Origin of the sequence: Pseudarthrobacter sp. PS3-L1, assembly GCF_030063285.1 — a bacterium.
Classification (GTDB): Bacteria; Actinomycetota; Actinomycetes; order Actinomycetales; family Micrococcaceae; genus Arthrobacter.
On record NZ_JASISU010000003.1, the window covers coordinates 302532 to 324482 of the forward strand.

The 21951-nt window shown below is 61.5% G+C and carries 21 protein-coding genes; 9 read left to right on the top strand and 12 right to left on the bottom strand.

The window, feature by feature from the left end:
* Positions 1-235: 235 nt before the first annotated feature.
* The 7 genes from QMG79_RS09270 (at position 236) to QMG79_RS09300 (ending at position 8784) form a co-directional block, all read left to right on the top strand.
* Positions 236-2815: a rhamnogalacturonan lyase gene (locus QMG79_RS09270; RefSeq protein ID WP_283538302.1), complete on the top strand. Its 2580-nt coding sequence runs from the start codon at positions 236-238 to the stop codon at positions 2813-2815.
* Between the two features lie 129 nt (positions 2816-2944).
* Entirely contained in the window at positions 2945-3211 is a 267-nt protein-coding gene (locus QMG79_RS09275) for a GlsB/YeaQ/YmgE family stress response membrane protein (RefSeq protein ID WP_283538303.1), read from the top strand.
* A gap of 110 nt (positions 3212-3321) precedes the next feature.
* Entirely contained in the window at positions 3322-3702 is a 381-nt protein-coding gene (locus QMG79_RS09280) for a hypothetical protein (RefSeq protein ID WP_283538304.1), read from the top strand.
* Between the two features lie 114 nt (positions 3703-3816).
* Entirely contained in the window at positions 3817-4743 is a 927-nt protein-coding gene (locus QMG79_RS09285; protein WP_283538305.1) for a LysR substrate-binding domain-containing protein, read from the top strand.
* Positions 4744-4858: 115 nt separating this feature from the next.
* Positions 4859-5842, top strand: a complete 984-nt coding sequence (gene kdgD / locus QMG79_RS09290) for a 5-dehydro-4-deoxyglucarate dehydratase (protein WP_283538306.1) — start codon at positions 4859-4861, stop codon at positions 5840-5842.
* Positions 5839-7425: an aldehyde dehydrogenase (NADP(+)) gene (locus QMG79_RS09295; protein WP_283538307.1), complete on the top strand. Its 1587-nt coding sequence runs from the start codon at positions 5839-5841 to the stop codon at positions 7423-7425. Before kdgD ends, QMG79_RS09295 begins: the two co-directional genes overlap by 4 nt.
* Before the next feature lie 309 nt (positions 7426-7734).
* The gene (locus QMG79_RS09300) at positions 7735-8784 is read left to right on the top strand and encodes a lactonase family protein (RefSeq protein ID WP_283538308.1); all 1050 of its coding nucleotides are present in this window, start codon (positions 7735-7737) and stop codon (positions 8782-8784) included.
* 77 nt (positions 8785-8861) lie between these two features.
* Here QMG79_RS09300 and malQ read toward each other — a convergent pair whose 3' ends face one another.
* The 12 genes from malQ to QMG79_RS09360 form a co-directional block, all read right to left on the bottom strand.
* Positions 8862-11003 (bottom strand): 4-alpha-glucanotransferase, encoded by a 2142-nt coding sequence (gene malQ / locus QMG79_RS09305; RefSeq protein ID WP_283538309.1) that lies wholly within the window; start codon positions 11001-11003, stop codon positions 8862-8864.
* A 5-nt stretch (positions 11004-11008) separates the two neighbouring features.
* Positions 11009-11452, bottom strand: coding sequence for an SRPBCC family protein (locus tag QMG79_RS09310; protein ID WP_283538310.1), 444 nt, complete (start codon positions 11450-11452; stop codon positions 11009-11011).
* Between the two features lie 82 nt (positions 11453-11534).
* Positions 11535-12521: a bile acid:sodium symporter family protein gene (locus tag QMG79_RS09315; protein WP_283538311.1), complete on the bottom strand. Its 987-nt coding sequence runs from the start codon at positions 12519-12521 to the stop codon at positions 11535-11537.
* Between the two features lie 112 nt (positions 12522-12633).
* Positions 12634-13683: a HoxN/HupN/NixA family nickel/cobalt transporter gene (locus tag QMG79_RS09320; protein ID WP_283538312.1), complete on the bottom strand. Its 1050-nt coding sequence runs from the start codon at positions 13681-13683 to the stop codon at positions 12634-12636.
* Positions 13683-14525: an urease accessory protein UreD gene (locus tag QMG79_RS09325; protein ID WP_283538702.1), complete on the bottom strand. Its 843-nt coding sequence runs from the start codon at positions 14523-14525 to the stop codon at positions 13683-13685. Before QMG79_RS09325 ends, QMG79_RS09320 begins: the two co-directional genes overlap by 1 nt.
* Before the next feature lie 23 nt (positions 14526-14548).
* Positions 14549-15166, bottom strand: a complete 618-nt coding sequence (gene ureG, locus QMG79_RS09330; RefSeq protein WP_283538313.1) for an urease accessory protein UreG — start codon at positions 15164-15166, stop codon at positions 14549-14551.
* A gap of 12 nt (positions 15167-15178) precedes the next feature.
* Positions 15179-15862, bottom strand: coding sequence for an urease accessory protein UreF (locus QMG79_RS09335; protein ID WP_283538314.1), 684 nt, complete (start codon positions 15860-15862; stop codon positions 15179-15181).
* Positions 15843-16325: an urease accessory protein UreE gene (gene ureE / locus QMG79_RS09340; protein WP_283538315.1), complete on the bottom strand. Its 483-nt coding sequence runs from the start codon at positions 16323-16325 to the stop codon at positions 15843-15845. The genes QMG79_RS09335 and ureE overlap by 20 nt, the downstream gene beginning before the upstream one ends.
* Before the next feature lie 8 nt (positions 16326-16333).
* Complete coding sequence (ureC, locus tag QMG79_RS09345) at positions 16334-18079, bottom strand: urease subunit alpha (RefSeq protein ID WP_283538316.1); 1746 nt, start codon at positions 18077-18079, stop codon at positions 16334-16336.
* Positions 18076-18402, bottom strand: coding sequence for an urease subunit beta (locus QMG79_RS09350; RefSeq protein ID WP_283538317.1), 327 nt, complete (start codon positions 18400-18402; stop codon positions 18076-18078). Before QMG79_RS09350 ends, ureC begins: the two co-directional genes overlap by 4 nt.
* A gap of 8 nt (positions 18403-18410) precedes the next feature.
* Positions 18411-18713: an urease subunit gamma gene (locus tag QMG79_RS09355; protein WP_283538318.1), complete on the bottom strand. Its 303-nt coding sequence runs from the start codon at positions 18711-18713 to the stop codon at positions 18411-18413.
* 420 nt (positions 18714-19133) lie between these two features.
* Positions 19134-19895: a type 1 glutamine amidotransferase domain-containing protein gene (locus tag QMG79_RS09360; protein ID WP_283538319.1), complete on the bottom strand. Its 762-nt coding sequence runs from the start codon at positions 19893-19895 to the stop codon at positions 19134-19136.
* Between the two features lie 271 nt (positions 19896-20166).
* Here QMG79_RS09360 and QMG79_RS09365 point away from each other — a divergent pair, with 271 nt between their 5' ends.
* Both QMG79_RS09365 and QMG79_RS09370 read left to right on the top strand, forming a co-directional pair.
* The gene (locus tag QMG79_RS09365) at positions 20167-20835 is read left to right on the top strand and encodes a DUF1345 domain-containing protein (protein ID WP_283538320.1); all 669 of its coding nucleotides are present in this window, start codon (positions 20167-20169) and stop codon (positions 20833-20835) included.
* 145 nt (positions 20836-20980) lie between these two features.
* Positions 20981-21661, top strand: a complete 681-nt coding sequence (locus tag QMG79_RS09370; protein WP_283538321.1) for a haloacid dehalogenase type II — start codon at positions 20981-20983, stop codon at positions 21659-21661.
* Positions 21662-21951 lie beyond the last annotated feature (290 nt).

Genomic DNA, 21951 nt, shown 5'->3' on the forward strand with positions numbered 1-21951 from the left:
TAGACAGAGGCCAATGATTCGACGCGGCAGGGAGTTAAACCGGCCATCCAAAGACCTACATGCGGCGCGAAGTAGCACACTGATGCCATAAAATAATTATTCCCTAGGATCAATGGTTTTATTACAACGTTGCATACTGCACCGTGATAGCAAAAACAAGCCTTGCAGGCAGGCCAATCGAGCACTACATTGCTTGGGAAGCGCTTTCCCATTCAACTTTTGAAAGGATTCACTGATGAATCCGAACACCACTCGCACGCGCTCCATTGCCGCTGCGGCCGGCGTTGCCCTCGCGGCTGGCCTGCTCGCATCACCGGCAGCCAGTGCAACTGCCCCGCCCTTACCATTTGACACAGGCAAGACCCGCGCCGCTGAACCTGGGCTCCAACTGGACTACCTGGACCGCGGCCTGGTAGCCGCAGGTACCGGACAGGGAATTTTCCTGAGCTGGCGCATGCTTGGGAACGAGGCCACCGGGTCCTCCCCTAGCGGCGTGACAGGCAGCAACTTCGCCGTCTACCGTGACGGCGCCAAACTGGCCACAGTCACCGACAGCACCAACTACCAGGACCCGAACGGCACCGCCGCCTCCACGTACTCAGTTGCCGCCGTCGTCGACGGTGTCGAGGTGGACCTCAGCGCCGAGGTGACCGCCTGGGAAGGGAACTTCAACGATATCCCCCTCAAAAAACCGGCCGACGGCGTCACACCGGCAGGTGAGTCTTACACCTACGCAGCAAATGACACCAGCGTGGGGGACGTGGACGGTGACGGTCAGTACGAATTCGTGGTCAAGTGGGACCCTTCCAATGCCAAAGACGTTTCCCAGGTGGGGTACACCGGTTCTACGTACGTGGACACCTACAAGGCCGACGGCACGCTGCTGCACAGGATCGATCTGGGCGTAAATATTCGGGCGGGTGCTCACTATACGCAGTTGCTGGTTAGTGACTTTGATGGCGATGGCCGCGCCGAACTGATGTTCAAGACCGCTCCGGGTACAAAGACGATCACATACACAGCGAATGGCAGCGTGGCCAGTGAGAAGTTCATTTCGCTTGCCAAGGAAGACCAGCGGGCTGGATTCAGGAATACCGACGATTACCGCCTGAGCGCACCTGAGTACTACCAGCACATGGTGGAAACGTTTATGGCATGGTCCGAACACCCTGAGGTCAAGGCAGGGAACTGGCCCGCCAGCCTGGAAGAAGCGTTCGGCACGGCGCAGAAGTACCAGTATCCGCTCAGCCGCGAAGACGCCGAAGAAGTAACAAATTACTTCATGGACGTCTATGCCCCCTCCCGCAGCGCGCGCAACAACCTGCGCGCCTTCGAGGGGTTCATCCTGTCCGGACCCGAATATCTCAGCGTTTTTGACGGCGCGTCAGGTAATGAACTCAAAACCATTCCATACCCGGAAGGACGGCACGACGACGGCCTGATGTGGGGCGATTACGCCATGGCACGGATCGAGCCAGGAAACCGTGTGGACCGCTTCCTCGCGGGAGTTGCCTACCTTGATGGCAAGAAGCCATCGGCCGTCTTCGCCCGGGGCTACTACACGCGAAGCACCCTGGCCAGCTTCACCTGGGACGGAAAGGACCTGGCCCCAGTATGGAGCGTGGACTCCGGCTGGACACCCATGACCAATCCCTTTAACGATTCTCCGCACGGGCGTGACGGAACGGATCCGGAGTTCGGCACACTGACCACCCAGGGCTTCCATTCGCTCAGTGCATCTGATGTGGACGGCGATGGCAGGCAGGAAATCGTTTACGGCTCGGCAACCATCGACGACGACGGGTCGCTGCTGTACAGCTCTTACGACACCTTGCCCGAAGGGAGCGCCGCCCCCGGGCAGGAAGCGAAGCTGGGCCACGGAGATGCCATGCACGTGGCGGACATTGACCCTGCACGCGCCGGGAAAGAGATTTTCACCGTCCATGAGGGCGGCACATACGCCCCCTACGGCTACGTGATGCGCGATGCCGCAACGGGCGAAATCCTGTTCGGTGCCTACTCTGGGAAAGATACTGGCCGCGGAATGATCGGCGATATTGATCCGGGCGTCCCCGGCATGGAGAACTGGGCCATTGGTACCCAGGCGGCCGACGGCACCAAACTCTCCAGCACGGGACCGGGCACCAACATGAGCATCCGTTGGGGCGCAGACCTGACCACCGCGCTGGTCAACGGCGCCGGGGACCAGGAACCCACCATCGATGACTGGAAGCGGGGCCGCCTGCTGACCGCAACCGGTACGCGGACCAACAATGGCACTAAGGGCACACCCGCCCTGGTAGCGGACATCACCGGCGACTGGCGGGAGGAACTCGTGGTCCGCACAGCAGACAGCTCCGCGCTCCGCGTGTACCTGAGCACCGAAGTTACCACGCACAAGCTGCCCACCCTGATGCATGACCCGCAGTACAGGGCCGAGGTAGCGCGGCAGAATACTTCCTACAACCAGCCCGCCTACACTGACTACTACTTGGCCTCGGACATGGACTTCAGCAACTTTCCACGACGGGCGGCGTGGACGCCTGGCTCAGTCACCGCACTGGTGAAACTTGTCGATTCCCTCGCCGCCACCGGTGAGGTGGCAGGACCCATAGCAAAGGGGTTGGCCAGCAAGGCCCAACGTGCACAACGGTCCGTCGAAAAGGCAGATACGGACAAGGCTGGCAAGGCGGTTGTGGACTTTGCTGACGTCCTGGCAAAGCAAAGGAAATCGGACACCGTGAGCGATTCCGCGAGGGCGAAACTGGAGTACGCCACACGTTCCCTGCTGCAATCCTTGGGCGGCAGCGTCTAGCACCAAAAACTGGAAACATACTGAGCGTCGGCTGGCGTTTAGATACTAAGCATGTTTAGTATTAGGTCAGAAGGATTTCGAGCGCCCGCACAACGGACGCCTCCTTAGTATAGGAAGAAGAACAACATAATGAGCTTTCTTGGATTTCTGCTTCTTGGCCTGATCGCCGGTTTCATCGCCAAAGCAATCCTCCCGGGCCGTCAGGGCGGTGGCATCCTGATCACGCTGCTTCTTGGCGTTGTCGGCGCACTGCTGGGCGGCTGGCTCGGTGGCATGATCTTCGGTGCAAAGGTTGACGAGTTCTTCTCGCTCAGCTCCTGGCTCCTGGCGATCGTCGGTTCGATCATCGTCCTGCTGGTCTACGGTGCCATCACCAAGCGTGGCTCCAGGGCCTAATCGCCAAAGCAGCTAAAAGCCAGCCCCGGGAAGTAATCCTGGGGCTGGCTTTCGCTTTAACCACCCACTGACACGTGATACCCAATACCGCACTTCCCAAGGAGAACCCGATGAAATCAAAACTTCTTTTCGGTACCGGTCTGGCCGTGGGCTATATCCTCGGTTCACGATCAGGACGCAGCGCCTACGAGAACATCACGTCCCGCGCCACCAAACTCTGGCGCAGTGAGCCAGTCCAGGACACGGTCCAGGAGGCATCACAGGCCGTAAAGGACAAGGCTCCAGAGGTAACCGAGCATCTTGGCGGCGCTATCCGCCGGGCTGGTGCCTCACTGGGTTCGGGCTTCCACCGGACGGCTACCGAGCCAGCAATCGATGCCGATGTGGACTCGGATCCAGCCCTCAACGACGTTCTGGGCCAGGACTGGAGCGATGAGGGTGGAGCTACTGCTGCTGGCCCCGCAACCAACGTGGACTCCACGCGGGACTGATTCCTTCCGGCATGGACAGCGGCGGCCAAGGCTGATCTGGCCCTGCGGTGCCCTCGCCGCCTTGCTATGCTTTTGATGCGACACAAGGGCGCACGGTGATACCGCAGGAGCATCATGTTCACATTTGACCAGTTGAGCGGCTTTATCGCCGTAGCTGAGGAGCTTCACTTTGGGCGGGCCGCCGAAAGGCTCACCATGACCCAACCACCCCTTAGCCGGCAGGTGCAGAAGCTGGAGCGATCGCTCGGCGTCGTCCTTTTCGAACGCGACAACCGAAGGGTTTCCTTGACGGCCGCCGGCAGCGCCTTCCTGGCCGAAGCCCGCCGCCTCATGGCCCTGGCCGACAGGGCACCACGTTCAGCGCAGACCGCCGCAGCCGGAGGGACCGGCGTGCTGAGCATTGGATTTACTGCAGCTGGCGGTTTCAGCGTCTTGGGACCGCTGTTGAGACGCCTCGACGAGACGCTGCCTGGCGTGTCTGTCACCCTTCACGAACTTGTCACCCAAGAGCAGCTCGGAGGGCTGGAGTCCGGTGAACTGGACCTTGGACTGGCCCGCCCGCCGTTCAATACAGACCAGTACGGATCATGCCTGCTGAATAGCGAGGCGCTGGTCCTTGCGGTACCCACCAGCCATCCGCTGGTCACTGCGACGCGCAATATTTCCGGATCGTCGACGGCAGGTCCGGCTGGCAGCGGCCGCCCGGTCACGGATGACGAGCTCCGGGGACTGCCCTTGATTATGCACTCGCCAATTCAGGCCCGGTATTTTTACGACCTTGTGGTGCGCACCCTGCCCGTACAGCACGGCGATGTTGTGCACACGGTCAGCCAAATTCTTACCATGGTGTCACTTGTAGCCGCCGGCCGCGGCGTGGCCTTTGTTCCAGAATCAACGGCCCACCTTGGCATCCAGGGGGTCAGCTACCTTCAGATGGAAAGCGGTAGGACCAACCCCGCGGAGTTGCACGTTCTCTGGAAACGAAGCAATGCTAACCCGGCGTTGTCCAAAGCAGTTGGCATGATCATCGATCACTACTGATACCCAAAAAGTATCTTACGATCCAAAAATAAGCTTGGACGCGCATGACTTGCGCCCCATAGCGTGGAACTTCAGACCTTGCCGCGATTGGCGGCACTGAATCGGAGGTTTCCCCATGGCCCGCTATTCACCCCAGGAACTCGCCAACGTCCTCAAAGACGGGCTGCTCTCCTTCCCCGTCACCGCTTTCGACACCACCCTTTCCTTCGATGAGGCCAAGTACCGCAAGCACCTGAGCTGGCAGGCCAGCTTTCCCGTGGCTGGGCTGTTTGCGGCTGGTGGGACGGGAGAAGGATTTTCACTGACACCTGCAGAATCAGCCCAAGTGGTCCGGGCAGCGGTCGACGAAGTAGGAGCAGCTGTTCCCGTCCTCGCATCTGCGGGCGGCTCAACAGCGCAGGCCATCGAAAACGCGCGGGCGGCGGAGGCTGCGGGCGCCGAAGGGATCCTGCTCCTTCCCCCTTATCTGACCGAGGCGGGCCAAGCTGGACTGACCGAACACGTCAGCGCTATCTGCAGCGCAACTTCCTTGGGCGTGATCATCTATAACCGCGCCAACGCCATCTACCAAGACACCACCGTGGCAACCCTGGCAGATCGGCACGCAAACTTCATCGGCTTCAAGGATGGAGTAGGCGATCTGGAACATGATGCCCGCGTGTACGCCAAACTGGGCGACAGGCTGTTCTATCTGGGCGGGTTGCCAACCGCAGAAACGTTCGCGCTGCCCCTGCTCCAGTTGGGGATGAGCACCTACTCAAGTGCCATGTTCAATTTTGTTCCCCAGTTTGCCCTCGACTTCTACCAGGACGTGCGCAGTAACGACCGCGTGGCTGTCAACAAAAAGCTCAACGACTTCGTCATCCCTTACCTGGACATCCGCGACCGCGTGAAGGGCTACTCCGTATCGATCGTCAAGGGTGGCCTCGACGCCGTGGGGCGCTCAATGGGTGGCGTACGGCCTCCCCTGCAGAACCTCTCCCCAGCGGATCAAGCTGATCTGGCGGCCCTGATCAGCACCCTGGCCCGAGCCCAGCGACCTTCCACCGCACAGCACAGCACGCCCACTTCACAAGACACCCACGAGAGGACAGCATGAACCTCACCGGACACTCCATCATTGCCGGCCACAGCATTCCCGGCACAGCAGGAACCATCTCTGGACGAGACCCCGCCACCAACCAGCCCCTCGATCCCGCATATTCACTACTCGCGACCGACCAACTGGCAGTGGCAACCGCAGCAGCCGCGGAGGCACACGCTACGTTCAGCGCACTGCCACCATCCGTGCACGCACAATTCCTCGAGGCCATTGCAGACAACATCGAGGCCCTGGGCGCCGACCTGATTGAGCGGGCCACTCAAGAAACTGGCCTTCCCACAGCCCGCCTTGAAGGCGAGCGGGCTCGGACTACCGGTCAACTAAGGCTCTTCGCAAGCGTGGTGCGGGAAGGGGCATTCCGCGGTATTCGCATTGACCCGGCGCAGCCAGGGCGCACGCCCACGCCACGGGTCGATATTCGCCAGCGCCAGGTTCCGCTGGGCCCTGTTGCCGTTTTTGGGGCAAGTAATTTTCCACTGGCATTCTCCAACGCTGGCGGAGATACTGCATCAGCCTTGGCCGCTGGCTGTCCGGTGGTCTTCAAAGCACACAATGCCCACCCTGGCACCAGTGAACTGGTGGGACGGGCGGTATCGGACGCCGTGCGTGGAGCGGGGCTTCACCCCGGGGTCTTCTCACTGGTCTACGGCCCGGGCAGTGAAATCGGGGTAGCTTTGGTGGCCGATCCCGCCATCAAGGCGGTGGGATTCACAGGCTCCCAGACCGCGGGCCTTGCCCTTATGCGCACGGCAGCTGCCCGCCCGGAACCGATCCCGGTCTACGCGGAAATGTCATCGCTCAACCCGGTGATCATTTTCGCGGGAGCGTTGACGGACGACGTCGACGCCCTGGCTGGTGACTATGTCACCTCAGTGACGGGGAGCTCCGGCCAACTCTGCACATCTCCCGGCTTGCTGTTCGCCCCCACCGGGGAAGCAGGCGATCGCTTTGTTGCCGCCGTCGGACGTGCCGCATCGGCAGCGTCAGGGCAGACAATGCTGAGCGAAGGCATCGCATCAGCATGGAAAAAAGGGGTGGTAGAACTCGCGTCGCAGGATGGTGTCACCGTGCTGGGCACGGGTACGGACGGGAGCAGCAAGAATGCACCAGCTCCGGCGATCTACAGCACTGAACTGCCTGATTTTGAAAAAAATTCCGCTATGCATCGTGAGATTTTTGGTGCCGCGAGCCTGGTCATCAGGTATCCAGACGTCCCCTCACTGATCCACGCAGTGCAGCAGATCGAGGGCCAGCTAACTGCCACGCTTCACCTGAGGGACCAGGACCATGAGGCTGCCGCGCAGGTCCTGCCCGCCATCGAACAGAAAGTGGGCAGAATACTGGTCAACGGCTGGCCCACAGGAGTTGAGGTTGGCCGCGCAATGGTCCACGGAGGCCCTTTCCCGGCCACATCAGATTCCCGCACCACATCTGTGGGAACCCTGGCCATCACCAGGTTCCTGCGTCCGGTTGCGTATCAGAACCTTCCGCAGGGCCTGCTTCCGCCCGCGCTGCGGGACGAGAATCCATGGAATTTGCCAAGGGAAATCGACGGTGAATCCGATATCCAAAACTCGTAATACAAGTTACTCACTAACTAACTAACTAACTAACTACGTGGAGGCGGTGCCGCTACCCTTCGAGGAGATCCAGTTGAGAATGGTAGACCAGATCCGCAACGTGATGCTTTCCACCGCAACCATGCCGCTGACAGTGCCCTCCCTTGATACAAAAATCTTTGCCGGGAGGTCGGAATCCATGATCACCTAGGCGAACACGTTCCGCTCATGGTGGGGCCTGGACCACCGATTCCGTAAAATTCAGCGTGTTCTAGGCGGCCTAGTTCGCCCGTGTCGCCGCCCAGGACGAATTCTTGGCAGGATGGGACCATGACTGCACAGCGCCCCACTACTTTCCTCTGGACCGGCTGCTATACCTCCGAGCGCGGTGGCACGGGAACTGGAATCGGCAGCGTCACCGCCGGGCCAGACGGCACCGGCCCCACGGGAACCGCCCTGGCAACCCCCTCACCGTCGTTCGTGGCAGTACACCCCACCCTTCCTGTGGTGTATGCCGTGGGTGAATCGGACCAGACGGTAGGCACGTTTCGCCGGGTCGGAGACGCGGGACTGGAACGCATGGGCAGCGATCATGCGGCAGGCGAGGCTGCTTGCCACGTTGCAGTGGACCCGCAAGGCCGGTTTCTAGTAGCCACCTGCTACGGCGATGGCCAGGTCATCGTGTTCGAGCTGGACGACAACGGCTCAATCTCCGGACGGTTCGTCGCTGCACCGTCCGTGGACCCCCACGCTAGCGGTGCGGGCCCAGAAGCGGAGCAGCGATCCAGCCGGGCGCACTCTAGCCTCATGCTCTCCGATGGCCGTGTCATGACCACTGACCTGGGGCATGACCAGCTCCGCATCTGGTCCTATCACCCGGGCCGCGGACTCGAACAGGACGCGCAGGTGACGCTCCCCTTGGGCAGCGGGCCCCGGCATATGGTGGAGCTTCCAGGGGGCAACGTGGCAGTTGTGTCCGAATACTCCATCGAGGTTTTCATCGCGGCCCGGGATCACGGTCACTACGCATTGGCTTTCCAGGGGCCAGCGACACTGGAACCCGCCGCAAAGGACGACGCGGCAGCCGAAATCTGCCTCTCCCCCGATGGGCGCTTCGCCTACACGGGTGTCCGGAGCAGCAACCGGATCGGTGTCCTGGCTGTTGCGGCTGACGGGCTTGCGCTCACTCCCGTGGCAGATGTTCCAAGCAGCGGAGACTGGCCGCGGCACCACATAGTCGTCGAGGGGCTCCTGCTGGTAGCGCATGAGCGTTCCAACGAAATCACCACGTTTACGCTCGACCCTGACACCGGGCTCCCGACCGGGGCTCCACAGTCGGTCCCCAGCGGCTCACCTACGGCGCTGATCTTGGCGGGCTGAGCCCACAGTCATGCTGAGGATCCCGGCCGTGAGATAAGGTTCCTCAGCACAGCAAAGTCAATGAAAGCCAGCCGGGATCATCGCAGTGATTCAGTCACAGCTGCCAGTAGCTTGTTGAACCGCACGCTGTCCGCAAGATCGTCCAGCAAAACGGCTCGGCCTTTGTCATCGGCTAGGGGAACCTGCCAGTTGGGATAGACATCGGCAGTAGTTCCGGGCTGGTTTTGGACCCGTCGCTCCCCTACGGCATCCACCAGGGCAACGCCCAGAAGGACTGATGGCGCCTGGGCCAGGAGTTGGTGCAGTGCAACGATCACGTCCTCCTCATCCGTTGTGTCCGAGTTGAGAAGTCCTCGTTGGCGGACCAGGACAAGCATGTCGTCAATAGTGGCAGCATGCTCCGCACGCTCTTCTTCCACCGGACGTTCCAGCAGGCCCAGATCCTCGCGAAGGTCAACATGGTCCCCGGCCAGGTATCCGGCAGTGGGAGGAAGGTCATGCGTGTTGACGCTTGCAAGCGCCTGGACCCGGTAAGCCTCTGGCGGCAGCGGCGCACCGTCCTGGTTCTCGAACCAGAGAATTGACGTCCCCAGGATGCCCCGGCTCGCCAAGTAGTCGCGAACCCAGGGCTCGAAGACACCTAGGTCCTCTCCGATCACGACCGCACCGGCCCGGTGTGCTTCCAATGCCAGGACACCGAGCAGTGCTTCATGGTCATAGCCCACGTAGGCGCCGGCGGCCGGCGAATTCCCGGCCGGGACCCACCAGAGGCGGAACAAGCCCAGGATGTGGTCCACGCGGATTCCGCCCGCGTGACGTAAGACAGTGGAAAGCATCTGCGCGTAGGGGCGGTAGCCGGCTTCAGCCAACCTGACAGGATGCCATGGCGGCTGGTTCCAGTCCTGGCCCTGCTGGTTGTACATGTCCGGCGGCGCACCGACGCTGACCCCGGGTGCGAGCGCGTCGCGCAATGACCACGCATCAGCGCTCTGCAGATCGGCGCCCACGGCAAGGTCATGGACAACGCCGAGCCGCATTCCAGAGTTCAGCGCAGTGCGCTGCGCCTCCGCCAACTGGGAATCACAAATCCACTGCAACCAGCGGTGGAAGGCGATCCGGTTGTCCAGGTCCGCCCGCAGTGACTCCACGGCAGCAGAGCCAATGACGCCGTCGTCGGACGTCCAGAACGGATCATTGGCCGCCTTGTCCTCGCGGATGGCGCTCCACAGCGCAAAATCATCCAGCCCAGACCCGGCTCCACGGCAGAATTCCTGGAAGTCATGTTCCCGGGCCGGACCACGAGGCACCAGGTACACCATGTCGAGAACCTTGAGCTTGGCGGCATACGTGGCGTCGCGGTCGAGTGCCCGGGGATCTGTATTCTGCGGTTCAAGGTCCTGGAAAAGCCCCTCGGCCACAGAGCGTTGGCTGGCACTAAGGTAGGCGAACTCCGCGACGGCCTCGACCCTGATGTACAGCGGGTGGAAAAAGCGCCTGGTGGAGGGCGAATAGGGCGAGGCCTGGACGGGCGGGGCCGGCTCGGCTGCGTGGAGCGGGTTGACCAGGATGTAATCCGCCCCGCGCTCCCCACTGATCGCGGCCAGATCTGCCAGGTCGCCAAAATCTCCGATTCCCCAGGATCTCTTGGAACGCACCGAATACAACTGCGTGGCCAGGCCCCAGCCGCGGCGCTGTTCGAATCGGTCGGCAGTGTCCAACCGGTCCGGGACCACCACGAGGGTGGCCGAGGCAGAGGTGGTGTCTGACCATGCCTGAAGCGTGTGATAGCCCAGCGGTAGATTCCCAGGAAGTGCGAACGTGGCGCGTCCTACGGGGTTGCCGTCAACGTCCCGCGGCGGGAGCCAGACATCCTGCTGGGCCGCATCAATGCTGCCGCCGCCTTCCAGTTCAATCCATAGGCTGGCAGGGGCACCGTCGAGGACGTGGACCGGCACAGTGGCATCCCGGCCTTCCCGGACCACCACGCACGGCGGGAGCATCCTGCGCCACTGCGCAATGTCTGCCTCGATAAGCCCTGCCTGGACTGCGTCCTCCGTCCCGGCGTCCACGCCAAGGGACGCGAGGACTTTCACGAGCGTCTCAGGCTGGACTTCCTGGGGTTGGCCTACCCAGTCCTGGTAGGCGGTCCTGACGCCATGCACTGCGCACAGTTGGTGCAGCGCCGTCAGCTGGTTCGAGGTTTCGGACGTTCCGGCCACCGGGACTACTGCTGCGTCGCGAGTTCGTTGAGCTTGTCCCGCAGACCGTTCAGCGCCGGGTCGCGAAGGGAGTTGAATGCCGGCTTGACGAAGGGCTCCGCGATCCTGGCAAGGCCCTTGAGCTCAAACTCGGCGGTGTAGGTCACTCTGGACCCAGTGCCCAGCGGCGCGACATCAATACTGTCAAAAGAGATGACCGTTTTGTTTTCTCCCCTGAGCTTGATGTGTCCATCACGGAGCTCCTGCACAACGTAGACCAGTTCCTGGCGCTTGCCCTTGAACTCGGCTTCCGCCCGGTACTTGTTACCTACCGCGGACGTGCCGGGCTGCAGCTTCTCCACCACGGGGGTGCCGGGATCCCATTCGCTGGTATTTTCGAACTCGGAAAGGAACGCAAAAGCCTTTTCGGGGGACAGGGTGGTTTCGATACTTCCGCCAACGGTGATCATCACCCCAGTCTAGGAACATTCCGCCGAGATAGCACCACCGCCTGCCACCACGTGACCACGTCGCTGCCGCAGGGGTGCCAGGTCAGCCCTCAGCGAGGGGGCGTCGCGCCCACCACGCTGCAACAACTGCACCTGAAACGTTATGCCACAGGGAAAACACTGCCGAGGGCAGCGCCGCGAGCGGGCTGAAGTGCGCAGTTGCCAGGGTGGCTGCGAGTCCTGAGTTCTGCATCCCAACCTCAAAAGCCAAAGCCCTGCGGGCCCGCGCATCCAGGCGTCCCAGTTTGCCCGCAAGGTAGCCCAGGCCCAAACCAAAACCGTTGTGCAGCACCACGGCCAGGAAAACAATTCCCCCTGCGGCAACAAGCTTTGCTGCGCTTCCGGCAACAACAATCGCGACAATCAGGGAGATTACAACGGCGGATGCCCAAGGCAGAACTGGCAGGACCTTGGCTACCGCCCGGCGGAGGAACAGCCGGGCCAGGAGACCAGCGATCACCGGAATGAGCACCGTTTTGAGGATGTCCAGCACCATGCTTCCGGCATCAATCCGCAGATAGGACCCTGCCAAGAACAGCACCAGCAACGGCGTGACAATGGGGGCCAAGAGTGTCGAGACGGACGCAACGGCAACCGAGAGCGCCACGTCCCCCTTGGCCAGGAATGCCATCACGTTCGAGGCGGTCCCGGAAGGCGCGCAGCCCACCAGGATCACTCCTACAGCAAGCTCGGGGCTGAGGTTGAGAGCCACAGCGATCAGCCACCCAGCCCCGGGCATGATCACGTAATGGGCCACGATGCCCAGGACCACCGCCCACGGCCGCTTGGCCACCGCCGCAAAATCCGGCGGGGTAAGCGTTAGTCCCATGCAGAACATGATGACGCCCAACAGGTAGGGCACGGCCGGAGACATTGGTTTGAAGGCCCCCGGTGCCAGGAATCCTGCGACGCCGGCGAGAACCACGAGGACGGGGAAGACCGTGACAGCGATCCGTGCAATCTTGGCTTCTGCCGCCAACGCTGGGTTCAGGGAGAATGTCTGGCTCTGGGATTTAGTTGCCTCGGGCATCCAACAAGAGTGTCACCACCCCTGATTTTGCGCCACTTCGTGACATCCGTATGTCACCGACGCGAGGCACAAGTCCAGCTGGACCAAGTCTTCGATCCGCGACATGGACGCCTTACGCGCGCCGGGCCCCTCGCCGGCTCCGCAGCACGGCAACGCCCCAGACAACAAGCAGCGTCCCTGCCAGCAGTAGGCCGGCCTCCCCCAGGTCCACAGTGCCCAGCCAGGTGGTCAACGGATCATCCAGGCCCAACGCGGCATTCAGGAAACCACCCAGGGTGATGCAGGAGATGAAGAGCGCCGATACTGCGGAGATCCCCGTAATGACTGCGTTGAAGCCAAGTTTTCGGCGCGGGTTCTGCAGGGCGGATCGGTACATGGTCAGCACAGCCACCCCGTTCAGGGAATCGAACAGGGTCATTGCCGCAGTGAACGCCAGTGGCAGTGCCAGCAGGGTCAGCGGCGGAACTCCGGCAAGCGCGGCAGCGGTTGTCATTACCAGCAGACCAATGGTGGTTGCGGTGTCGAATCCGAGCCCAAAAAGGAATCCAATGACATAGATGTTGCGCGGATGCCGCACTTTGGACAGCGGCCTGGCCAGGAGCCTGGCAACCAGGCCCTTGGCTTCTAGGTCTTCCAGCGCAATGTCAGCGTTGTTGGCCGAGGACCTGTACAGCCGAGTGGCCTGCACAAAGGCAGCCCCATTGAACAGGCCCATGGCCAACAGGAAGAGGCCTGACACTCCGCTGCCAATCAGGCCAAGCACCAGGTTGCCCGTGGTCCCGTCCTCCATCCAGGTGCTCACCAGTGATGCACCGGATATCAGCAGCACCCCGGCCAGGAAGACCACTGTGCTGTGTCCCAGGCTGAACGCGAAGCCCACGCTCACGGGGTCCTTGCCCTGAGCCACAAAGCGCCGGGTGGCGTTGTCTATAGCGGCCAAGTGGTCCCAGTCGTAGCTGTGTTTGATGCCGGCAAGGTACGCAGTCAACACCAGCCCAAGGGCCAGCGGCTGCGCACCGTCACCCATGAATCCCGTCAGCAACAGCACGACGGCGGCAGCGTGCAGGGTTGCCACCGCACCGAAGGTGATGGACAGGCGTGTCCGTCGCGGCAGTGTTTCGCGGTCCAGGTAAAGCCGGGTAAAGAGAGTGGAGGTAGCCATCAGTATTTCCTCAGGTTAAGGGGCGCCTGCCCGGTCCAGCGGGTGCGAAGAAGCGCGGTGCAGGATCCCAGCAGTGCACTGAGTACCTCGGTGCTGTTGGACAGGGACCGGAGGATCAGGCCGGTGGTGCCCGCTACGGTGCGGGTGAGGGAGACCCCCGTGTGCGCACCAGCGCCTGCGGTGAGGACTGACAGTTCATCAGCCAGGCCCTGATCCACCCGGGGATCAACAACCACCAGCGAGCCAAGGTGACTAAACCCCTCCATGAAACCCATGCCTGTGACGTCAGTGAGCGGTGGCCGGATCAGCAGGTTGTCCAAAGCCAGCAGCTCGGCCCCGGCCCCCATCCGCCCGGGAGTTTCTACCCGAATCTCATTCCGCAAGCGCACTTCCTCGTACCGGAATGATGCCCCGTCCGGGGACCACCCCGGCGTAATGATCTCTGTGCTGACCAAGGATGATGTAGGGCTCACGGTGTACAACGACCCCTGCCGGTAGGAAGCCTCCCGGTAGGCAATGAGCTGATCGGGGACCAGCTCCAACCGCGCCCGCTCCCCCAATCGCACGCTCATGCGCTGCTCGGCGAAGGATCCTGGCGTGCGGTACACCTTGGTAGCCGACTGCGTCGCAAGCAGCAGGTCGGCCCCGTCCTCCACCTCAACATCAATCACAAACAGATCAGCTCCCAGGTAGGCGCCGCCAGGATTGACCATCACGAAGCAGACCTGCCCGGACTCATCCAGGTAGTGCGGGCGAAGAACGCGCAGTGCCCCCTCGTGAAATTGCCGCGTCGCCACGGACCGGCCCTGCCGGAGACCAATGGAGAGCCGGAGCGTACCCATGGGTGCCGGTGCCACAAGGGACACTAGTTGGCGAGGTCGAGCATCAGGACGTCCCGGCGTACCCAGTTGATGACGGCGTCCAGGCCTTCGTCGGTTTTAAGGTTGGTGAAACAGAATGGTTTGGAGCCGCGGAACTCGCGTGAATCGCGTTCCATGACGCCCAGGTCCGCGCCGACGTGCGGTGCCAGATCGGTTTTGTTGATGATGAAGAGATCCGATTTGATCATTCCCTGCCCTGCCTTACGGGGAATCTTCTCACCTTGGGCCACGTCGATGATGTAAATGGAGAAGTCCACCAGTTCGGGGCTGAACGTTGCGGAAAGATTGTCACCACCTGACTCCACAAAGATCACCTGGAGGTCCTCATGCCTGGCCATGAGTTCGGCAATCGCCGCAGTGTTCATGGAGGTATCCTCGCGGATGGCCGTGTGCGGACAGCCGCCAGTTTCCACGCCAATGATCCGGTCCACAGGAAGAATGCCGTTGGCGGCAAGGATTTTTGCGTCCTCGATGGTGTAAATGTCGTTGGTGATGGCGGCCATGGAAATCTCACCGCTCATGTGCCGGGTCAGCCGCTCCACCAGCTGGGTCTTACCTGCCCCGACGGGTCCGCCAATACCGATTTTGATAGGTTCTCTCATGCTGTCCTCCTGTTAGCTCATAAACATGCGGGCACGTTGTCTTTCATGCCGCATTTGCGAAATTTCCAGTCCAGGGCTGACTGCCCCAAAGTCATCCACATCCAGGTGGCCAATGCTCTCGACGGCGGCAGCGACGTCGTCGGCCGCGTGCCTGAGCAACCGTTGCCCGGCGTTCTGGCCCAGCGGAATGGCCCGGACGGCGTTCTGCGTCAGTGTTGTCGCGGTGGCAAAAAGGTACGCGCCCAGCGCTTCGGCCAGCGGGATACCCAAGGACCGTGCGACGACGGCAAACGCCAGTGGTTGGTGGCCCGCTGCGCGCCCCGTGGACACCAGATCCCGGTACAGGTCCAGGTCCACGGAGGGAAACACATCGCCACCGATCTCCAGGAGCCGTCCGCCCATCTTCATGCTGGCTTCCCGTACCTGCCGCGGCAACAGCTGCGCGGAGAGCAATTCATCGAGCTGTCCCACGTCTGAGCCTTCGTAGAGGAACCGTATGGCCAGGCCGTCCGAGTAGGTCAGCGGCTGGGCTATGAATGCTGATAGCCATACCCCAAAGGATTCTTCGTTACAGATCAGCTCGCGTTCAATGTAGGGCTCGAATCCCAGCGAGTGCGCAAAGGCCCCGGTAGGAAGCGCGGAGTCGGTCAGCTGCGCAAGGGCAAGCTGGTAGCTCTTAGTGGCTGTGTTCAGCATGGCGGAAAGGAACGGGCATCACGCGTTCCTGGCGGTCGTAGGGGACTTCGACATGACGGAGGTAATCCTCCACGGTGTGGTCGTAGGCGCACACCATGACTTCGGCGGCGTACTCGGACTCGTTGTCGAAAAACTGGGCCTGCAGGTGCCTGTTCCCTAGCGAGTGGGCCACCACACCCATTTCGTGAACGGTTCTCGGGGCAATAACCAAGACATCAGTGGGCAGCACGGAGATGACGATCATGTTGGTTTCGGCAACGTGGAGGATATCGCCGTCACGCAGATCCCCGGCTGTGGAGGGCAGGCGGATGCCGATCTCTTTGCCGTGGTCAGTGGTGACCCGTTGGATCCGCTTGACGAGCTGGCCGCTGGGGAGCACAACTTTCTCGCGGTGCAGCCCCTGGTATGCGGAGTCCGTGGAAGACAGGTCATGCAGGTTGCCAAGAATCTTTTCAATGATCACGGAATCTCCTAGAAGAGGAAGTAGCGCTGAGCCATCGGCAGCACGTCGGAAGGTTCGCAGGTGACGTCCTCGCCGTCCACAGTGACGCTGTACGTTTCGGGATCCACCTGGATATCGGGCGTGGCGTCATTATGGATGAGATCCGCTTTGGTGAGGGTACGGATGCCGGAGACGGGCCGGATCACCTTTTCCAGGCCAAGTTCGGCAGGGACGCCGGCGTCAATGGCAGCCTGGGACAGAAACGTGATGGAGGATGCCTGGAGCGCCTTGCCAAAGGTCGCGAACATGGGTCGCATGGTGCGCGGCTGCGGTGTAGGGATGGAGGCGTTGGCGTCCCCCATGAGGGCGTAGGCAATCTGCCCTCCCTTGATCACCAGCATGGGTTTTACCCCGAAAAACGCGGGGTCCCAGAGAACCAGATCCGCAAACTTCCCCTCTTCCACGGAACCAATCGCGTCCGCCATGCCCTGTGCGATGGCCGGGTTGATGGTGTACTTGGCCACGTAGCGTTTGAGCCGGAAATTATCGCTCTCGTCTCCCAATCCGGCAGGGGAACCATGCTGGCCCCCGGCGGGATCCTTGAGTACACCGCGCTGCTTTTTCATTTTGTCGGCCACCTGCCAGGTGCGGGTGATCACTTCCCCCACCCTGCCCATGGCCTGCGAGTCAGAGGAAGTGATGGAGAAGATGCCCAAATCCTGTAGGACATCTTCCGCGGCGATGGTCTCCGCGCGGATCCGCGAATCGGCAAACGCCACGTCTTCCGGAATGTCAGGGTTCAGGTGGTGGCAGACCATGAGCATGTCCAGGTGCTCTTCGATAGTGTTCCGGGTATACGGCAGGGTGGGGTTTGTGGATGCAGGAAGGACGTTGGGAAGCCCGGCAATCTTGATGATGTCCGGAGCGTGGCCACCACCGGCCCCCTCGGTGTGGAAGGTATGGATGACGCGGCCAGCAATGGCGCGGATCGTGTCCTCCACAAAGCCGCACTCATTCAGGGTGTCGGTGTGGATGGCCACCTGCACGTCGTATTTGTCGGCGACGCTCAGTGACAGATCAATCGACGAGGTGGTGGCGCCCCAGTCCTCGTGGATCTTGAGCCCGATTGCCCCCGCCCGGATCTGCTCGGCCAGGGGTTCGACGGCTGACGCATGGCCCTTGCCGAAAAGTCCAATATTGACTGGCAGTCCCTCGGCGGCCTGCAGCATGCGTTGAATGTGCCACTTTCCGGGCGTCACCGTAGTGGCTTTCGTGCCCTCTGCCGGCCCCGTTCCGCCGCCCACCATGGTGGTCACACCACTGGTCAGCGCGGTAGGGACCTGGTCGGGTGAGATGAAGTGGATATGGGTATCAACGCCGCCCGCCGTAAGGATGCGATGCTCACCGGCAATAATCTCGGTGCTGGCACCGATGACAATCGTCACGCCGTCGGTAATGCCGGGGTTGCCGGCCTTACCGATACGGAAAATATGGCCATCCTTGAGGGCAACATCTGCCTTATAGATGCCGCTGTGATCCAGGATGACCACATTGGTGATCACCGTATCTGGGACATCCTGGTCGCGGGTGAGCTGGCCGTTCTGGCCCATCCCGTCGCGGATGACTTTGCCGCCGCCAAAGACTGACTCTTCTCCGTAGACGGTGAGGTCCCGCTCAATCTCGAGGAACAGGTCGGTGTCCGCCAGGCGGATGGCGTCTCCCGTCGTCGGGCCGTAGAGATCCGCATACTGGCGGCGCGTCAGTTCCATGCTCATGGTGTCTCCTCACGACTGTCCAGGGGTCCGTTCACGGCATTACTGAGGCCAAAGACCTCGCGAGCGCCCGCCAGCTCAATCAACCGGACGCTGCGGGAGTCTCCTGGCTCGAAGCGGGCTGCCGTTCCCGCGGGAATGTCCAACCTGCGGCCGTGAGCTGCTGCACGGTCGAAGGTCAGGGCGGCGTTGGCCTCCGCAAAATGGAAATGGGATCCGACCTGAATGGGCCGATCGCCCGTGTTGACAACGGCCACGACGATTGCGTCCCGCCCGTCGTTGAGTGTCACTGGCTCCGCGCGCAGCACATACTCACCTGGAATCATGGCTGGTCCTATCGAATCGGGTCGTGGACTGTGACGAGCTTGGTGCTGTCTGGGAACGTGGCCTCGATCTGCACGTCATGGATCATTTCGGGAATACCTTCCATGACGTCACTGCGCGTCAGGATTGTCGTACCGAAGCTCATGAGTTCTGCCACCGTGCGGCCATCACGGGCGCCTTCAATAAGTTCATAGCTGATGATGGCCACCGATTCGGGATAGTTCAGCAGCAGTCCACGGGATTGGCGGCGCCTTGCCAGATCGGCGGCCACCACAATCATGAGCTTCTCCTGCTCGCGGGGCATCAAATGCATGGGGCTCCTCATGTGTTCATTCCTGCAGCACCACGGCGGCGGGCGGCGCTGGCCGGAGATTCACCGGTGACAGCAGTACACCACGGCATGTGGCGTGGGACCAGCGTAGGTCGCCCACGTTTCCGGCGCGTTACCAAGATGACCTGCGCGGAAAAGTCCTTGACCCATTACCCCGTTAATTCGGCAGTCTCTGGGTCGACGCTGGCATGGCTGCCCGTATCCACGCCCGCTAGGCAGTGCCCCAGCCGGTTCCGAGCATCCGATGGAGAATCAGCTGCCTTGACACACAGAGAAGGCCACCCTGTAAGGGGCGGCCTTCTCCACTCAATGGACCTCGGTGAGGTCAAGCCCTCAACGAACGGGTCGATTAACTGCAGTGATTGTGAGTGCGGCTTCCGTACCGGAGTGCCGTGTGGCTCACTACTCTGCTTCTTCTGCAGCCTTCTCGGCGTCCTTCTCTGCCCGCAGAGCTTCCGCGTCATGCTGTTCTTCCGCTTTTTCCTGATGAATGACCTCGGCGAAGAGTTTCTCCATCTCCTTGGCCACACCGCCGGCGGAGGCCGGGTTCTGGCCAGTCACCAACCGCTCATCCACCACAACCTTCTCCTCAAAGACATCCGCGGAGACATGGGTGGCGCCCTGCTCCTCAAGCCGATCCGCGAGGTAGAACGGAATGACTTTGTCCTTCCCCGCAGCAATCTCCTCATCGTTGGTGAAGGCCGCGACCTTGCGGCCCTCCACCAACCGGAATCCATTCTTGAGTTCGACGTTCAACAATCCAGCAGGCCCGTGGCAGACAGCGCCTACCAGGCCGCCAGCATCGTAAACACTGGCAACCAGCGACTGGAGTCCTTTACTGTCCGGGAAGTCCCACATGGTGCCGTGCCCACCCACCAGGTAGACGGCGTCGTACTGTTCAGGATCGACGACGTCGACGCGCGCAGTGTTGTAGAGGCCAGCCCGCGTGGTTTCATCCTCCGTGAAGGCAACCTGGATGGGGTCGTTTGTATCCACTTCGTCGCGAGGCGGCTGTCCACCCTCGATGGAGGCAAAATCGACGAAATGTCCGGAATCCTTGAAAACTTTCCAGGGGTGTGCGGCTTCGGCTACGTTGTAGCCGGTCTTCTCGCCGGTGTCGCCAATCTCGGAAACGCTGGTCAGTACCATCAGAATCTTCTTCATGCAGTGCTCCTATCGTCTTGATTCCACCCTACGTCACGCCCAGCTGGGCCGGTCCAGAAGAAGTGTCAGCTCCCCGTCAAAGACCACGATTCGCGAATCCCACAGACCCTAAAGGGCCGCCTCCGCTTCACACGCTCGGCGATGGTCTCGCGGCGTCGTTCGGGCAGGACATTGGCCTGCGGCAGGTCGCATCATGAGGCCGAATAATAAACTTGACCGAAAAGACAAGCCTTTCCCATCACTCCCGTTCGGGTGATGTAGGCATAGAGCTATGACTTCGCAAAACCAGCAGGCCCGCACGTTCGATTCGCTGTGGCACACATCGGGGTTCCGCGTTTTGGTCATGTTCGTGGTGCTCGGTGTCGTCTCCGGAGGTACTGCGGCCATTGGCTCCTGGGCGTATGCACCCGCCGTAGGGTGGATTGGTGCTTCGGGAACGTTCTGCTTTTGGGTGTGGGGCGCTGTGCTCCGCCTTGGCCCCGCAGACACAGCAAGCCACTCCCTGCGGGAGGATCCCACCAGGACCACGTCCCAGACACTCCTGATCCTGGCAAGCATTGCCAGTTTCGGGGCCATAGGATTAGTCCTCATCGAATCGGGGAACGCGTCCGGAGCGGCAAAATTGACCCTGGGCGGGATCGCCCTGGCAACGGTCACGGCCTCCTGGTTCCTGATCCATCTACTCTTCACACTCCGCTATGCTGCCGTGTACTTCGGCAGCGGAGGATCAGGTATCGACTTCAACCAGGCTGGTCCCCCCGCGTACCGCGACTTCGTGTACCTAGCATTTACCCTGGGGATGACGTATCAGGTCTCTGATACGAGCATCACCAGCAGCGCCATCCGCGCCGTGGCTCTCCGACACGCGCTGCTGTCCTTTCTTTTTGGTGTGGTCATCCTGGCAACCACCATCAACCTGGTGTCAAGTCTCGCCAGGTAAGCGCCGGCTGATTTTTCACCCAGTGGGCCCGTCGCCTGCGATCCTGGGCAGGCCCCATAAAAAGGGGTCGGCCTCCTCAGGAAAAGCGTTTCAGCACCCGATCGCCGCCAGCGGCGTAACCATCCGAAGAGAACTGCAGGATCCCATGGCCACTACACCGCGCGTTATCCTTTTCGACGTCAACGAGACTCTCTCCGACATGTCCGCGCTGGGGTCCCGCTTCAGCGACATCGGACTGGCTCCGGAGCTGTCGACACTATGGTTTGCCACGCTTCTGCGCGACGGTTTTGCTCTTACAGCCAGCACTGACAACGTACCTTTCGCAGACATTGGAGCCGGTGCGCTCCGTGTGCTCCTGGCAGGGAAAAGCATTAATCGTCCCCTGGACGCAGCCATTGCACACGTCATGGAGGGCCTGATCGGGCTCCCCCTCCACGACGATGTACCCCAAGGGATCGTTGCGCTGGCAGACGCTGAATATCGTTTGGTCACGCTCAGCAACGGCTCTGCCAGCATTGCGGGAAAGCTGTTCACGGAGGCCGGAATCCGAGTTCATTTTGAGCTGCTCCTCTCGGTTGAGGACGCACCTGCCTGGAAACCGGCCCCGGAGTCGTACAGTTACGCTGCGACCAGGATCGGTGTGGAACCGGCAGAAATTCTCCTCGTTGCCGTCCACCCCTGGGACATCCACGGCGCTGCCCGCGCAGGACTGAACACCGCCTGGCTCAACCGCGGCAATGGCACCTACCCACCGCACTTTGCACCGCCCGACATTACGGTGACCTCGCTGCGTGATCTTCCTGCGGCTTTATCCGTTCCGCGCTGATCCTCGTCTCCCAGGCGCAGCACCGGACACGGTTTGGACGCCACCCACCCAAGTAGTACGCATGAAGGGGTCCAAAAAACGAGTACTCGGTACTCGGGTCACCGCGGCTGAACTCAGAATAGGGTTCCCATATCGCACCGATGCGAACGGTGCGCCGGATATGCGTTGCCCCAGGCAGGCGGTTCATGCCACGGGTAGCGGGTTGTTGGAGAGTGTTCTCAACGGCCAGGTCCGGAGTTGCGCCGGCGGGCAGGGGTAGTCCGCGGTCAGCTCGAAGCGCACCCCCTCCC

Bases quoted from the DNA above. Each gene is read 5' to 3' on its own strand.
- QMG79_RS09270 (WP_283538302.1), top strand. From the start codon at position 236: ATGAATCCGAACACCACTCGCACGCGCTCCATTGCCGCTGCGGCCGGC.
- QMG79_RS09275 (WP_283538303.1), top strand. From the start codon at position 2,945: ATGAGCTTTCTTGGATTTCTGCTTCTTGGCCTGATCGCCGGTTTCATC.
- QMG79_RS09280 (WP_283538304.1), top strand. From the start codon at position 3,322: ATGAAATCAAAACTTCTTTTCGGTACCGGTCTGGCCGTGGGCTATATC.
- QMG79_RS09285 (WP_283538305.1), top strand. From the start codon at position 3,817: ATGTTCACATTTGACCAGTTGAGCGGCTTTATCGCCGTAGCTGAGGAG.
- kdgD (WP_283538306.1), top strand. From the start codon at position 4,859: ATGGCCCGCTATTCACCCCAGGAACTCGCCAACGTCCTCAAAGACGGG.
- QMG79_RS09295 (WP_283538307.1), top strand. From the start codon at position 5,839: ATGAACCTCACCGGACACTCCATCATTGCCGGCCACAGCATTCCCGGC.
- QMG79_RS09300 (WP_283538308.1), top strand. From the start codon at position 7,735: ATGACTGCACAGCGCCCCACTACTTTCCTCTGGACCGGCTGCTATACC.
- QMG79_RS09310 (WP_283538310.1), bottom strand. From the start codon at position 11,452: ATGATCACCGTTGGCGGAAGTATCGAAACCACCCTGTCCCCCGAAAAG.
- QMG79_RS09315 (WP_283538311.1), bottom strand. From the start codon at position 12,521: ATGCCCGAGGCAACTAAATCCCAGAGCCAGACATTCTCCCTGAACCCA.
- QMG79_RS09320 (WP_283538312.1), bottom strand. From the start codon at position 13,683: ATGGCTACCTCCACTCTCTTTACCCGGCTTTACCTGGACCGCGAAACA.
- QMG79_RS09325 (WP_283538702.1), bottom strand. From the start codon at position 14,525: ATGGGTACGCTCCGGCTCTCCATTGGTCTCCGGCAGGGCCGGTCCGTG.
- ureG (WP_283538313.1), bottom strand. From the start codon at position 15,166: ATGAGAGAACCTATCAAAATCGGTATTGGCGGACCCGTCGGGGCAGGT.
- QMG79_RS09335 (WP_283538314.1), bottom strand. From the start codon at position 15,862: ATGCTGAACACAGCCACTAAGAGCTACCAGCTTGCCCTTGCGCAGCTG.
- ureC (WP_283538316.1), bottom strand. From the start codon at position 18,079: ATGAGCATGGAACTGACGCGCCGCCAGTATGCGGATCTCTACGGCCCG.
- QMG79_RS09350 (WP_283538317.1), bottom strand. From the start codon at position 18,402: ATGATTCCAGGTGAGTATGTGCTGCGCGCGGAGCCAGTGACACTCAAC.
- QMG79_RS09355 (WP_283538318.1), bottom strand. From the start codon at position 18,713: ATGCATTTGATGCCCCGCGAGCAGGAGAAGCTCATGATTGTGGTGGCC.
- QMG79_RS09360 (WP_283538319.1), bottom strand. From the start codon at position 19,895: ATGAAGAAGATTCTGATGGTACTGACCAGCGTTTCCGAGATTGGCGAC.
- QMG79_RS09365 (WP_283538320.1), top strand. From the start codon at position 20,167: ATGACTTCGCAAAACCAGCAGGCCCGCACGTTCGATTCGCTGTGGCAC.
- QMG79_RS09370 (WP_283538321.1), top strand. From the start codon at position 20,981: ATGGCCACTACACCGCGCGTTATCCTTTTCGACGTCAACGAGACTCTC.